Raw genomic sequence first — 13,731 nt, 5'->3', positions numbered from 1 at the left:
CTTTATTTTTTCCCTTTAACATAATCCGCATCAAACAGGAAGAGTTTGAAGACCAGAATAAGGGATGGGATCAACAGGCATAGACCGCCGATAAACACAATAACTAACGCTAAGCCCATTGCCGGTGAAGTTGCACTGCTCTGAATCGTGATATACGGATCAAGAATATAAGGGTATTGCCCAATCCCATAAGCAAAAAAGGCACAGAAAAACTGCAACATGACGCATATAAAAGCTAATCCGTAACGGCGTCCGTTATATAATAGCCACATCGCGATCATGAAGAAAGCAACGGAAAGTGCCAGCAGCCACCATAAATCCATCATATTTTGAAAATGCCGCTCATTGTGTTGACCCAAATAGATAAATGCTGTCAGTGCGAGGATTATCGTCGGTGTGCTCCAAAACAGGGCGTAGTTGCGCATCAGCTTCAACGCGGAATGATCCTCCGCCCGAGAAGCGTAAAATGTCAGAAATGAGCCGCTAATGAACAAAACGGACACGATTGCCAGTCCAACGATACTCCACGATAACGGATTGGTAAACAGCGCCCAGTAATCCAGAGAAACCGTCTCCCCCTGCTTCACGATAAAGCCGCCTTCAGACAAAGTTAGCGCCACTGACAACGATGCTGGAATAAGCAAACCTGTAGCTCCGTACAAAAAAAGATATACTATGTTTTTCTTGGAACCGTAATTTTCAAAAGCATAGAATGAACCGCGAATCGCAAGAAGAATCACTGCAATGCTTCCCGGAACAAGTAACGCGGAGCCATAATAATAGGCTGTGTCCGGAAAAAAACCGACGATGCCAATATAGAAAAAGATAAAAAATACATTTGTAATCTCCCATACGGGTGATAAATATCGGGAAATCAGACGATTAATGAGATGATCCTGCTTTGTTAAACGTGCATAAAAGGCGAAGAAGCCCGCTCCGAAATCAATGGAAGCTATAATTAAATAGCCGTACAAAAACAGCCAGAGCACCGAGATGCCAATCAATTCGTAACTCATCATTCAGTGCCCCCCTTTTCCGTAAATTGATTAGGATGATCCTTCATCCATTTCTCCATCTCAGCTTCTGCCGGATTATTGTTGAACAAGCGTCTCAGCACGATTACACACATACTGCCGAGTACGATGTACAAGAGCAATAAGGCGAAGAATATAATTCTTACATTCGGTGAAGACGTGGCAGCCTCCTCAACACGCATATATCCACGGATAATCCACGGCTGTCGGCCAATCTCTGCATAAAACCATCCCAGCTCAACAGCCAGAAAAGCGAGAGGGGCGCTCAGTGCGATGATGCGAAGCATCCACTTGTTAAGCTCATTACGCTTTTTCCAGAACACAAACAGAAAATATAGAAACGAAATCGCGAGCAGAGTAAATCCAATTCCGACCATTAAATCAAACAGATAATGAACGAGAAGCGGTGGCCATTCTTCCTTGGGGAATTTCTCGAGCCCCGTCACCTCTGCATTAAAGTCTCCAAAGGCCAGGAAGCTGAGCAGCTTCGGCAGATGAAGAGCCCCTAGAACTTCATGCTCTGCATTCAGCCATCCCAATAGTACCAAATCCACACTGCTGCTCGTCTCAAAATGCCACTCTGCCGCTGCAAGCTTCTCTGGCTGATGCTCGGCCAAAAACTTGGCAGACACATCACCGGCTAACGTGTTCAGCAAACCGAATAGTAAAACGACCGCCATCATGAGATTTAAAGATTTTTTGTGGTATGCGGACACACCTTTTCTCAGCATCGCGAAGGCTGCAATCCCGGCTAACAAGGCAGCTCCTGTCAAATAGGCCGAGCTTAATACATGGAACACTTTGGAGAACGTCGCCGTATTCAGCATCGCTTGCACCGGGTTAATCGCTGTGAATTGGCCTGCTTCCATGACAAAGCCTTCAGGTTGGTTCATGAATCCGTTCACCGTCGTAATAAAAACGGCAGACATGCCTGCCCCGGCGACAATCGGTATCGTCAGCAGCCAATGGATATACGGATTTTTGAACCGACCCCACGTATACAAATAAATGCCCAAGAAGATAGCTTCAAAGAAGAACGCGAACACCTCCATGAATAACGGAAGTGCAATGACATTCCCAGCCAGTTTCATAAAATTCGGCCATACCAGGGCCAGCTGTAGTGAAATCGCTGTACCGGTCACGACACCAACCGCCACAGAAATGACAAATCCTCGAGACCACCGCTTTGCCATAAGTGTATAATGGGGGTCCTTCTTCCGAATCCCGATAAACTCTGCTATAGCGATCATTAGCGGTATACCGACGCCAATCGTCGCAAAAATAACGTGGAACCCGAGAGTCAAGCCTGTCACCAGCCTGCTCCATAGCACCGTATCAATTGCCATTCTTTAATGCTCCCTTCAAAACACTGTTCATTTTTCTATGATTAGGCCTGCTAACTGTTGGCTGCATTCAATATCAGGTTTAGCAAGGTTCAGCGACATCGTTGCCTGTTCGTTTTAGTATGACGTTCATCGTTCTTTGCTATGTAAAAAGAGAAAAAATTCACAAAGCAAGAGTTGGCGAGCCCGATTTACCTGATACTGAGCAGTCAAAATTATAATGTGACCTAATAATTAAAATCATCTTATCTTAAATTGCAAGTAATTCAATCACAGATATCTCTTAATCCCTAAACGTTCAAGAAAGGGTCAAATCTTTCTGACAACTCAGTGAATAACACAAAAAGTACCCGAAGGAGCTATTGATTGATTAGTGTATATGTGATGTCACAAGTTCCCTCCTACTTCGATGCTGGCAAAAAAATGATATCTTCTCATTTTGAGCCGTAATGTATCCCCCTTTTGCAACAAAAAAACACTGACTCAAATCATCAGTGTTTTTTGAATTAAAGCTAATGTCATCTTCGTCATGACAAATCTTGATCTGTCACTATCATTTAGTACGGCCGTAGAAAAAAGAATACCCATCTGATTTCCCAAGCTTAGTCGCCTCCGTTCCGTCCACTAGCTTGACCGCTTTCAGCAACGATACAATTTGCGTATGCATTAGCTTTGCATCAAATTTGTCCATCTCTCTGTTGTCACTATCCACGAGCAGATAGTCGGGCATTGGAATGAAACCAATCACCGGTATCCCTGCTTCAAATAAGGGCTGACTCTCTCCAAACTCAAACTTGTTATGTCCACGCAATAATACAGTACGTGTGCTATCTGTCTTTTCAATAGCCTTCAGCCAAATGGCCGCCATCATTTCATTGCCCGCATAGGTATATTCTGTACTTATTTTTCCAGTTGGTCTATAATGACCCGTATCATCGTCCTTCCACTCCATGCTGCCTAAATGCTCAACCGTAATTCCAGCTACAGCTTTTAAATGGCCATTCTTGCCATCCCACAGCTCTCGATGCCCCTCCATCCAGGTAGAAGTCGCCTGAGAGGACCCTTTGAACTCCGACAATCTAAAATGCCCTGTCACAAAAGCAAATATCATCGTACGTTCCGGCTGCTCCTGCTGTAAGTAACGAATCATAGACAGCATGCCCACAGCGCCATTCTCCTCCACTACATTTATCCCATCCGTATGGGTATTAACGATAATTGCTTCGTCTTTATTCTTACCGTCAATTTTCACATAAAAGGATTCTGTTGGGGCATCTTTTTGTATTTCCGCTTCTAAAATAACCGTACCTTCTTTATGCTCCTGAGCTGCGCTGATCACCTTTTTCCCTTCCGTTTCATTAACCCAAATCGCAGGGATTCCAGCATAATCGGTGGTAAAAGGCACATATTGCTCTTCAACCTTATCGTCAGATACCCCTTTCCAGACTAAAACAACAGCTTTTACGCCCATTTCCTTCGCTTGCTCCAATTTAGCTTCTTTTAATGCTGTAGTGAGGACCAGATCGCCTTCATTTGGGGCAATTTGGTTGTCCTTTGGTGATGAATCCCGCATATTCATAACGATCCCACTTGGAAAATTTCTGAAATTCTCAATTTCAATGACAGCAATTTTTCCGCTGGCCTGGCCATATTCACCACGCTTCGTATACACCAGCTCCCCAGTTACACCTTTTTCGTCAGTTTCCCCGGAATAGGGAAAAGCTGAAGAGACATGAATTGCCTGCTGATCAATCATTAAAGCACTGTTCTTTTCTTCCCATCGGTCAAAAGTATAGCGATCACGAAATACTTGCAGCCCCATATCCGTTACCTGTTGCTCCAGCCAAGCAATAAACTGATTGTGACCCTCAGAGCCGGTTGTACGGCTTCCAAAAGAATTCATTACTTCAATATCTTTGAGCATCACTGCTGCAGAATCCAATTTGCGTTCATCGATCGTCACTGTCGTATCAGCAGCTAATGCTACAGGTGTTGTAATAGGTTTTGCATAGACTCCAATACCCCAAAGTGCAGTAACGATAAGTGCAGCAATGCTGAATAACACTTTACGAACCACTAGAAACGGAGTAACTCTTCTGCTTACCTTTTGCCCCAAGAGTCCTCTCCATATGCCCGCTATGATCAGCAAGAGGATAGAAAGCGCAAGCAGCCAAAAATTTCTTGTGATTAAGAATAACCCTTCTGCCACCATCGCACTAATAAATACTACATGTAACTTCTCACGCTTCTTTAATAGTAAAAAAGAGATGCCTAATTCTGCTAATAAAAAGATGATGGTCACGATTGAGATTACCGTTTCTTCGCCAATGAATACCGTAGCACATAGTGCTAGGATCAAAAGCAGCACCACTGACAATCGTCTATATAAGATTTCTAACATGACGCCCTCCCATTTTAACTAACGATTATTTTGACATTACATTTGTAATGCCTTATGGTTTTAGCATATTGAAAATACTCATGAAAAACAATGAAACGAACATCAGAATGTACAAATGGAGGGGAAATGTCATCTCAAATCATGAATTATACAGTCCAAATACCTCTCAGCATCGTTCCAATAAAGAAACCAACCGTTTGACAAGAGAAGCCATCTGTACGGCATTAGTCTTCTTGATCCAGGAACAGCCTTTTGACAAAATCACCATCACCGATATTGTGAAGCGCGCAGGGGTTTCTCGAACAGCCTATTACAACAACTATTCCTCCAAGCAAGAGATCCTGGTGGATTTGGTCGATTCGCTTATTTTCGAAATTAATCAAAAACTCTTACCTTACACCAATGAATTAACAGGCAAAGCTAAAGAACCTCAAAAATTTATCAAAGTGCTTTTTGAAGTTATTTTTCAGCAGCGGAACATCTACAAAGCACTTCAGAGTGCAAAGTTTGATCATGTAATTCTGGATTGCTTGAATGAAATGATGCTTTCTACTGCTCATGACAAAAGCGACGAGAATGTGTACCGAATATACTTTAAAGCGGGGGCCCTCTATAATGTTCTCCTTAAATGGATACAATCAGACTTTGCAAAATCCATTGACGAAATGACCAAAATTTGTCTTGAGGTATACCATACTCCAATGTCCCAGGAATAAGGTTTAAAAATCGTGTTTATAAATGAAAAAACAAAGAAACCACGGAACCAAGTTCGGCTCCGCAGTTTAATTATCAACCCTACTATTGAATTTGAATTTGTTTCATGTACTCTTTGAATGCCTCAGCGATTTCTTTGTATTTTGTATGATGCAGATAATGTGAACCTTCCATTGGGATCATTTTGCCCTGTGCGGATTGTTTGACTTGCTCCTCATGCAGCGGAATCCACTGTTTATTGTGCTCGTTATTCGATTGAACGAAGAGAAGCAGCGGCAAGTCATTTGGCATTGTGAGTTTTTCTCCATTTTTGAAATTGGAACCGAGGTGGCCCAGTTCATTCATCAATGTTGGATTGGTCGCGACTTGATTCGATATCAAACGCATCTGTTCTTTGGTATGCTCATCGAACGCAAGCGATTCATAGGGATCTCCGCTCACTTTTTGGACCAATCTCATTAGACCTGATTTTTGAAGAAATTTCATGGCGTTCAAAGGTAATTTGACATCCATTCCGGGTTGATTGGGAACGCTGCTATCGATGCCGACAAAAGCAAGAACTTCATCCGGATATGTGTTCACATAGGTCGCTCCGTAAAGTCCCGCGATGGAATGTCCCATTAGAATGTAACGGTCTAAACCCAGTTGCTGCACTGCTTCGTGAACCTCACTTACTATATTCTCAGTCGTTCTCTCCTTCTCGGTTTCATCGCTCAAACCATAACCGAAAGGCTCGACCACCACGACTTTATAATTAGGGGTAATTTCATCGATCAGCAATTTGAAATCAAGTGCAGGCGTCGGGGTTCCTTGTCCCGGTAGGAGTACAACCGTTTGTTCACCGCTGCCTTGAATAAGCACATTCATTTTTTTCCCATCCACATTGACATACTGGCCATACGATTCGATTTTCTTTTTCTCTACCCCATCGCTAATAGAATCAACGATAAAAACGATGCCCATGAACAACACGAGCGCCCCTACAATACCTCCGATTATTTTTAACCATAGGTTCCGTTTCTTGTGGCTCTTAGTCCCTGTTGTTTTTAATTCCACCTTATTTGCCACGTTCATCTCTTCCCTTCCTTGTCCCTGTATCTGAAGTGCCGCCTTGACGACATATTCAAAGTGTAATCAATCAAGATGTACCCTTCGTGACGACAATATGAACGGAATATGAACAAGTCAAAAAAAAGAGTTTTTAGATCAACATCAAATCGGAAATGAAATAATGTTATTGTCTTTTGCTCAAAAAGCAGCGCCTCTCATTTAGAGATCGCTGCTTTTTATTGTTTACTTCATTATATGTGTAGGTTCTCACTATTCTATTATTTCTCAGCACAAATCATGAACATTGGTGTTGACCGGTTTAAGACTTGCTGTTTCGCATCCAGAATTTTTGCGTTCAAATTCTCTTCAGCAAAAATATTAGCGAAGCCTTCTTTTTTGAGAGTCCGTATATCCCACTCGGGACGCCATTCTCTGGTCAGCGGCAATACAAGACTCAGACGGTCTGTCTCCTCTATGTCCTTATGATGCGGGAGTTCACCAAAGCCCTTATCTACATAGGTTTGCTGATCCTCTACTCGCTTTTGCTGCATCTCTTCGTCCCAGAGATGGCGATTCCAGTTGGCATCAAAAACTAGCAGCCGTCCCCCAGGCTTAAGTACTCTTCTCCACTCTTTGTAGGCTGACAGCGGATCGGTAAGGCTCCAGGTGACATTGCGGCACACGATCAGATCGAAGCTCTCCGCAGCAAAGTCAAGCTTGTGCGAATCCATCTTGCGGAAAGTAACGGTTACACCTTCCCGAATGGAGTGGGCACGTGCTTCTTCCAGCATATTGTCGGTACAATCGATCGCAGTAACCAGATGCCCGGCACTCGAAAGAATCACAGAGAAGAAGCCAGGACCGCAGCCAATATCTAGGACATGCAGTCTTTCCTTCTGCGGTGCATTAGTGAGAATAAGCTTCAGCCAGGCTTCCCGCTGGAATCCGTTGAGTTCCTTCTGAATGCCTTCGCTGTACAGCTCGGCTTCGCCTTCCCAATACATTTCCACCTCTTGTTGTATACCCATTTATCATTCACTCCTTCTTGGCAAGTATCATGAACCGGTTTACATTCTGGTAACCGTATTTCAAATAATCTAGCGGCATCGCACGGGCAGGGATAAAGTTCCGGTGAACATCTATGGTTCGGAACCCGGCCTGTTTCAGCGCTGTCTCGTCAGCTTCAGGCCGTAATACATTAACATATGGCAACTCGCTTAGCAGGCTTTTATCTTGACTGCTTCGCTGGCGGATTCTTTGTTCTGTGAGCAGAATCAGTGTCCAGGACAAGGCATACCAAAGTCTACGGAATACAGTCTTGCTCTCTTTATACAAATAGTTGCCGTCAAAAACAATCAGGGTCCCGCCCGGTTTTAATATCCGGTACCATTCAGCATAAGCCCTATGTGGATCAGGAAGCGTCCATACTACATCCCTGCAGACCACTGCCTCAAAGCTATTCTCTAGCTCCATATGCAAATCGGCAGCATCAGCGACATAAGCTGGAACTTTATATCCATAACTCTCAAAATTTCGTGAAGCTCTATCGATCATTCCCTGAGAGGTATCCACCGCTGTAGGCAGATGACCCATCTGTGATAAGAGTATGGAGAAAAAGCCAGGCCCTGTTCCCACATCCAGCACCTTTTGCTGGGGAGTTGTTCCCAACCCTTTAATAAGCAGTTGTTTCCAGAGGTTTATGGTTTTTTTGCTGCGGAATTGAGTCTGTATGACTTTGTCATAACTCTCCGAGCTTGATGTCCAGTATTTCGAAATCTCTTTTAACATCATTTTTCTCCTATGTCGAGTAGATTCCAGAAGACCGGCATAAAGGTGGAGTACCCCGGTTTAAATCCAGTCACTCTATTATTTACTGCCAAGATATCGTCAGGGAAATAAATAGCTGCAAACATAGCCTCCTGATACAATTTGGAGAAAATGGAGTCATATGCGGTCTGACGTTCCTGAATATCGGTTGTTCCTACTGCTGTGTCAATCAGTGATTCTAGTCCAGGATCAGACCATACGACAGCAGATGCGTCAGCTGTTTTATGAAATAGGGACAGCAAGAATGCATGCGGATTATAAGCATCATCATAAGTCCGGTACATGATTAGATCATAAGCTTTGCTTGTCCATAAGGCATCATAATAAGCATTCGGCTCAAGAACCTGAAGATTCACTCTAATGCCAATCTCCTTTAACTCAGACTGAACCAGTTCACTGATGGACTTCCATTCGGGATATTCAGCCTGCTGCAGCACGAAATTAAGCTCAAGCTGCGCTCCGTCCTTCTGTACAATTCCATCTCCGTCCGAATCCGTGTAACCGGCAGCTGCTAGCAGTTGCTTCGCTTCCAGCGGATTGAAGCCGTACCAAGTATTATTGGACTCCGTCACATAAGGAACTGTCAGCGGGAACAGGCTTTGAGCTTCACTGCCGATACCGTCCATAAGATCTTCGACAATGCTTTTTTTATTAATTGCCAAATTGATAGCTTTGCGCACATTCAGATCTTGAAGTGCGGGCGTTTTGTAGTTAAAGATCATGAAATGAGAGTTTGTTCCTTGTGCTTTTTGCAAAGTTAGTGAAGAATCCGCTTCAATCACTGGCACGCTTTCGACTGGAATCTTTCCCATTTGTCCCCCGGCAATGTCAATGTCTCCAGCTTGCAGCGCTAGTACTCTGGACTGTGGATCTGGGATTACCTTCAAAATAATTTTCGACAGCTTCGGCATTTCTCCCCAATACTTCGGATTTCTGACGAGTATGGCTTCCTGATCTGTTTTGTAGCTCTCTGCCATCCATGCGCCAGTTCCAATCGCTTTGATGAATTTACCCGTAATATCTCCTGCGGGTTCCACAGCGGAAGGGCTGATAATTCGGACCGGTCTTGCAAAGGATAACTCGGTTAAGAAGGGATAATACGCTTTGTTGAATGTCATTGTGATCGTATGTTCGTCCACAACAACAAGGGATTGCATCGCAGTTGCTACATTTAACGAATTGGCTGGATCCTTAATCCAGCGTTCGAAGGAGAATTTAACTGCGTCGGCATTAAACTCCGTACCGTCAGAGAATTTGACGTCATGGCGAAGATGGAACGTATATACTTTCCCATCTTCTGAAATATCCCAAGACTCCGCAAGCGACGGCAGTATTTCGCCTTTTTCACCATACTCCACTAACCCCTCATATATCATCGCGTGCACATTCATCGAACCATCATAGGCACCGGCATCCAATCGGTCTATACCGGCATCAGACGATATAGCAACAGTGACTGTCTTGTCCTGAGCTTCAGATCCTTGTGCAGCTTCATTATTGGCGGTATTATTGGCTCTAGCCGTAGAATTGCTGTTATTACTGTTGCTGCAACCTGATATCAACACAACTATTACAAGAAGCATAAAGAATAACGATTTTGATAATAGGTTTTTTGTCTTAGGGTTCGTTCTCATTCTTGGTACATCCTTTCTCTACTTAACATCATAGGAATGGCTGGGTTGCCACTCCTCTCCCAGTCTCTTCTTTCTTAAGCGGGGGTCCTGCACAGGTACCGAGGAGAGCAATGTTTTTGTATAAGGGTGGTCTGCTTGCTGCAACATGGTTGCACCCGATTGCTTCTCTACAATTTCCCCTTGACACATCACAGCCACACTGTCGCAAAAACGATTTACAACTGACAAGTCATGTGTAATGAATACATAGGATAATCCCAGCTCATGCTTCAATTCCTGCAGCAGATCCATCATTTGCTTTCGCAGGGTGACATCGAGACTTGAGAAAGGTTCATCGCAGATAATCAACTCCGGCCGCAAGGCGATTGCGCGCGCAATTCCGACCCTTTGCTGCTGTCCGCCGCTGAGTTCATGCGGATAGCGGTGAATATGCCGCCTTTCAAGTCCCACAAGCTCAAGTGTGTCTGCTACCGTGGCCCTGCGGGCTCCAGCCTTCCTCTCTCCATAGTTTCGAAGAGGCTCCCCGATAATTTGCTCTACCGTAAACAACGGATTAAATGAAGCCAGACTGTTCTGAAACACCATCTGCATCTTCCTGCGGATCATGCGCATTTCGCTAAAGGTCCAATCCGTATAATCCTCGTTCCGGTACATAACTCTTCCGGAGGAGGGTTTCTCCAGTCCCAGCAGAAGTCTGGCCAAAGTGCTCTTACCACAGCCACTTTCCCCCACTAAACCAAGGGTCTCACCGCTCTCCAGACTGAGAGACAGGTTGTTGACGGCATGAACACTTCTGGCATTACGTGTGAACCACCCCCTTTCCATCCCATATTTCTTGTTCAGGCTTACCGCTTTCAATAGCTTCAAGATCACCACGTCCCTAAAAATGTAATATTGCCGTTGTTATCTGCACTCCATTAAGTATTTAGTATAGGGATGCACGGGATTAGAAAAGAGTTCAAACACATTGCCTGATTCCACAATCTTCCCGGACTTCATCACATATACATAATCTGCAAGCTCCGCAACAACGCCAAGATCATGGGTAATTAATAGGATGCCGACATTGTTCGTCCATCTGATTCGGTCCAGCTCTTTAAGAATCTGGGCTTGAATGGTTACATCCAATGCCGTTGTAGGCTCATCTGCAATTAGCAATTGTGCTCCGGATACCAGGGCGATGGCGATCATTACTCTTTGACACATACCACCGCTAATTTGAAAAGGATATTTATTGAAAAGCAATTTAGGCTCGCTGAGCCCTGCTTGCTCCATCTGCCTCATGGCAAGCAGCTTTGCTTCTTTTCCCGATATACGCTTGTGCAGTTTAATCGTCTCCATGATCTGCCTGCCAATAGTAAGTACCGGATTCAGCGCGTTCATAGGATCTTGAAAGATAACAGCCATTTCTGTTCCCCGAAGCTTCTGTAACTGACGGCTGGAGCACTCACGTAGATTGTTACCCTTAAGCCAGATTTCTCCACTCTCAACTATGCCTGGAGAATCTACTAATCCTAATATGGACATTGCCGTAACACTTTTACCGCTGCCGCTCTCACCTACAAGTGCGACAATCTGCCGGGATTTCACCTCGATACTGACATCATCAACCGCTGTAACTTTATAACTGCCTGTGTGAAAGCAGGTGCGTAAATGACTGACCTTCAGCAGTGGAGACTCTGCCATCATATTCTGGCCCCCCACTTTACTACAGAATTGAAAGCACGCTCTGGTTGTCGCAAGCCTTCTCCCAACAGATTAAAGCCCAGAACCGCCAGCATGATCATCATTCCCGGAAATAGCATCAACCGCGGCTCCGTTTGAATATAGGCACGGCTGTCGTTCAGCATTACTCCCCATTCCGGTGTAGGCGGCTGAGCTCCCAAACCCAGAAAGGACAAACCCGCAATGGAGAGCATAATCGTACCCACTTCCATAGAAGCAAGAACCAGAATAGGCCGGGCTGCGTTCAGCAGAATATGCCTGAAAATAATTTGTAAATGAGAAGTGCCTGACGCTTTGGCCGCTGTAATATATTCACTTTCCTTGATTTGAAGGACCATACTGCGTATCACTCTGGCATACCCCGTCCACCAGACAGCAGCAAATGCGATTAGCAGATTCTTCATACTGGGACCTAGCATGGCTGTAATAGCAAGGGATAGGATTAAGCTGGGAAAGGCAAGCAATATATCTATGATCCGCATAATCAAATGATCGATCTTGCCGCCAGCGTAACCAGCCAGTAAACCAACAGGGATGCTAATCGCAAAAACAACGATCAACACCATAAACGAATAATTCAGGGAGGTTCGGGTCCCATAGATTAATCGGGATAAGACACAGCGTCCCAGATGATCCGTACCGAGCGGGTATTGCCAGGAAGGTATAGCCAGTTTGTGTTCCATGTGAATCTGCAGCGGATCGGAAGGTGAAAGCCATGGGGCAAAGAGTCCAACGGATATGAACAAAAGTACTATGCCCGCTCCTAACCTTGCTCCCTTATTCTTAAATAAGCTAATACGAAATATGACAATCCGCTCCTTCTAAATCGTCACCGCAGCCTGATTCGCGGATCCAGTAGCAGATGTAATAAATCCACTGTCAAGTTAATCAGGACAACGACAACAGCCATCCATAATACGTAACCCTGAATGACAATATAGTCTTTCGCAAAAATCGCCTCAACGGCATACTTACCAATTCCCTGCCAAGAAAATATAGTTTCAACAATAACGGAACCGCCTAATAGCCCCGCTATGTTAACCCCAAGGAGGGTAAGACTCGGAAGAAGCGCATTACGAAGTGCATGCCGAATGATTATTCTCCATTCCTGCAGCCCCTTAGCTCTAGCTGCTGTGATGTAACGCTTGCCCAAAACGTCTAGGAGACTGGAACGAATCAAGCGGATGTAGACTCCTGCCATACCAAATCCTAGTGTGAGGGCAGGTAGAATGACACTGGATACCCCATCCATTCCCATCACAGGAAATAGCTTAAACTTCACCGCACCATAATAAATCAGAAGCAGACTTAGCCAGTATCCTGGCATTGAAACACTGAGCATTGCACATACTCTTCCCAGTCGATCAAGCATTCTACCCGGATATAATGCAGACCCCACTCCTATCGGCAGGGCAATAAGAATAGCGGACAATACGGAACAGGCACTGAGCAGTAAAGTTGCCGGAAAACGACTCATCAGCTCTGTGAACACTGGACGACCGCTGCTGTAAGATAAGCCAAAATCGAGATGGGATACCCGGTTCAACCAGTGAAAATATTGCTTATGTACAGGACCATCCAGACCAAGTGTATGTCTGGTCGCCTCAATAGCTTCCTGCGTAGGTTTGATGCCGTCAGCACGTAGCATGATCTCCGCTGGATCACCTGGTGTTAAATGCATCAGCGCAAAGGTAATGCAAGAGATGCCGAGCAGCACGGGGATGAGCTGCAATAAGCGTTGCAACAAGTATCGATTGATGGCATTCAACTCCAAAATCTTAATCGTAATAATTACGATTATAGCATAATCTTTTTAAATTAATAGTCTTAAATTGATTTATTTTATGTAGGACATAAAAAAATCAACCCCTATTAAATGAGTTGATCTTTAAACATTTGGTCTCTGCACAGTCGCAACTATTTTTCACAATAATATTGTCAAATCCTTAGGAATCATGTCATTATAAGTAGGTTCATATTAAAAATAACAATAAAGGAAGTGT

At 44.3% G+C, this 13,731-nt stretch carries 12 protein-coding genes; 1 reads left to right on the top strand and 11 read right to left on the bottom strand.

Going from position 1 to position 13,731, the window contains the following annotated elements; all coding sequences use genetic code 11:
• Nucleotides 1-2 precede the first annotated feature (2 nt).
• The 3 genes from NST40_RS15695 to NST40_RS15685 all read right to left on the bottom strand — a co-directional run bounded on the left by NST40_RS15695 (nucleotide 3) and on the right by NST40_RS15685 (nucleotide 4,778).
• The gene (locus tag NST40_RS15695; RefSeq protein ID WP_076126522.1) at nucleotides 3-1,019 is read right to left on the bottom strand and encodes a cytochrome d ubiquinol oxidase subunit II; all 1,017 of its coding nucleotides are present in this window, start codon (nucleotides 1,017-1,019) and stop codon (nucleotides 3-5) included.
• Nucleotides 1,016-2,380 carry a cytochrome ubiquinol oxidase subunit I gene (locus NST40_RS15690; RefSeq protein ID WP_342409689.1) on the bottom strand — a complete coding sequence of 455 codons (1,365 nt, stop codon included), beginning with the start codon at nucleotides 2,378-2,380 and terminating at the stop codon, nucleotides 1,016-1,018. The genes NST40_RS15695 and NST40_RS15690 overlap by 4 nt, the downstream gene beginning before the upstream one ends.
• A 550-nt stretch (nucleotides 2,381-2,930) precedes the next feature.
• On the bottom strand, nucleotides 2,931-4,778 hold the full coding sequence (locus NST40_RS15685) for a hypothetical protein (protein ID WP_342409688.1): 1,848 nt from the start codon (nucleotides 4,776-4,778) through the stop codon (nucleotides 2,931-2,933).
• Nucleotides 4,779-4,858: 80 nt separating this feature from the next.
• Here NST40_RS15685 and NST40_RS15680 point away from each other — a divergent pair, with 80 nt between their 5' ends.
• The gene (locus tag NST40_RS15680) at nucleotides 4,859-5,494 is read left to right on the top strand and encodes a TetR/AcrR family transcriptional regulator (protein ID WP_341086700.1); all 636 of its coding nucleotides are present in this window, start codon (nucleotides 4,859-4,861) and stop codon (nucleotides 5,492-5,494) included.
• Between the two features lie 82 nt (nucleotides 5,495-5,576).
• On the opposite strand, the gene NST40_RS15675 is transcribed toward NST40_RS15680, so the two are convergent.
• The 8 genes from NST40_RS15675 to nikB all read right to left on the bottom strand — a co-directional run bounded on the left by NST40_RS15675 (nucleotide 5,577) and on the right by nikB (nucleotide 13,496).
• Nucleotides 5,577-6,566, bottom strand: coding sequence for an alpha/beta hydrolase (locus NST40_RS15675; RefSeq protein WP_076277355.1), 990 nt, complete (start codon nucleotides 6,564-6,566; stop codon nucleotides 5,577-5,579).
• A 254-nt stretch (nucleotides 6,567-6,820) separates the two neighbouring features.
• The gene (locus NST40_RS15670; protein ID WP_342409687.1) at nucleotides 6,821-7,570 is read right to left on the bottom strand and encodes a class I SAM-dependent methyltransferase; all 750 of its coding nucleotides are present in this window, start codon (nucleotides 7,568-7,570) and stop codon (nucleotides 6,821-6,823) included.
• Nucleotides 7,571-7,577: 7 nt separating this feature from the next.
• A complete protein-coding gene (locus tag NST40_RS15665) occupies nucleotides 7,578-8,333 on the bottom strand; it encodes a methyltransferase domain-containing protein (RefSeq protein ID WP_342409686.1) in 756 nt (251 codons plus the stop codon).
• Nucleotides 8,330-10,003, bottom strand: a complete 1,674-nt coding sequence (locus NST40_RS15660; protein ID WP_076277352.1) for a nickel ABC transporter substrate-binding protein — start codon at nucleotides 10,001-10,003, stop codon at nucleotides 8,330-8,332. Before NST40_RS15660 ends, NST40_RS15665 begins: the two co-directional genes overlap by 4 nt.
• A gap of 18 nt (nucleotides 10,004-10,021) precedes the next feature.
• A complete protein-coding gene (locus tag NST40_RS15655) occupies nucleotides 10,022-10,870 on the bottom strand; it encodes an ATP-binding cassette domain-containing protein (protein WP_076217688.1) in 849 nt (282 codons plus the stop codon).
• A gap of 36 nt (nucleotides 10,871-10,906) precedes the next feature.
• The gene (locus tag NST40_RS15650; RefSeq protein ID WP_076126508.1) at nucleotides 10,907-11,692 is read right to left on the bottom strand and encodes an ABC transporter ATP-binding protein; all 786 of its coding nucleotides are present in this window, start codon (nucleotides 11,690-11,692) and stop codon (nucleotides 10,907-10,909) included.
• Nucleotides 11,689-12,525, bottom strand: a complete 837-nt coding sequence (nikC, locus tag NST40_RS15645) for a nickel transporter permease (protein ID WP_139330157.1) — start codon at nucleotides 12,523-12,525, stop codon at nucleotides 11,689-11,691. The genes NST40_RS15650 and nikC overlap by 4 nt, the downstream gene beginning before the upstream one ends.
• Before the next feature lie 32 nt (nucleotides 12,526-12,557).
• On the bottom strand, nucleotides 12,558-13,496 hold the full coding sequence (gene nikB / locus NST40_RS15640; RefSeq protein WP_342409685.1) for a nickel ABC transporter permease: 939 nt from the start codon (nucleotides 13,494-13,496) through the stop codon (nucleotides 12,558-12,560).
• Nucleotides 13,497-13,731 lie beyond the last annotated feature (235 nt).

The sequence above is a fragment of the Paenibacillus sp. FSL R10-2778 genome, from assembly GCF_038593035.1.
GTDB classification, from domain to species: Bacteria; Bacillota; Bacilli; order Paenibacillales; family Paenibacillaceae; genus Paenibacillus_AQ; species Paenibacillus_AQ odorifer.
The sequence above is the reverse complement of the archived record's forward strand: the minus strand, read 5'-3'. Positions and strand labels throughout refer to the sequence as shown.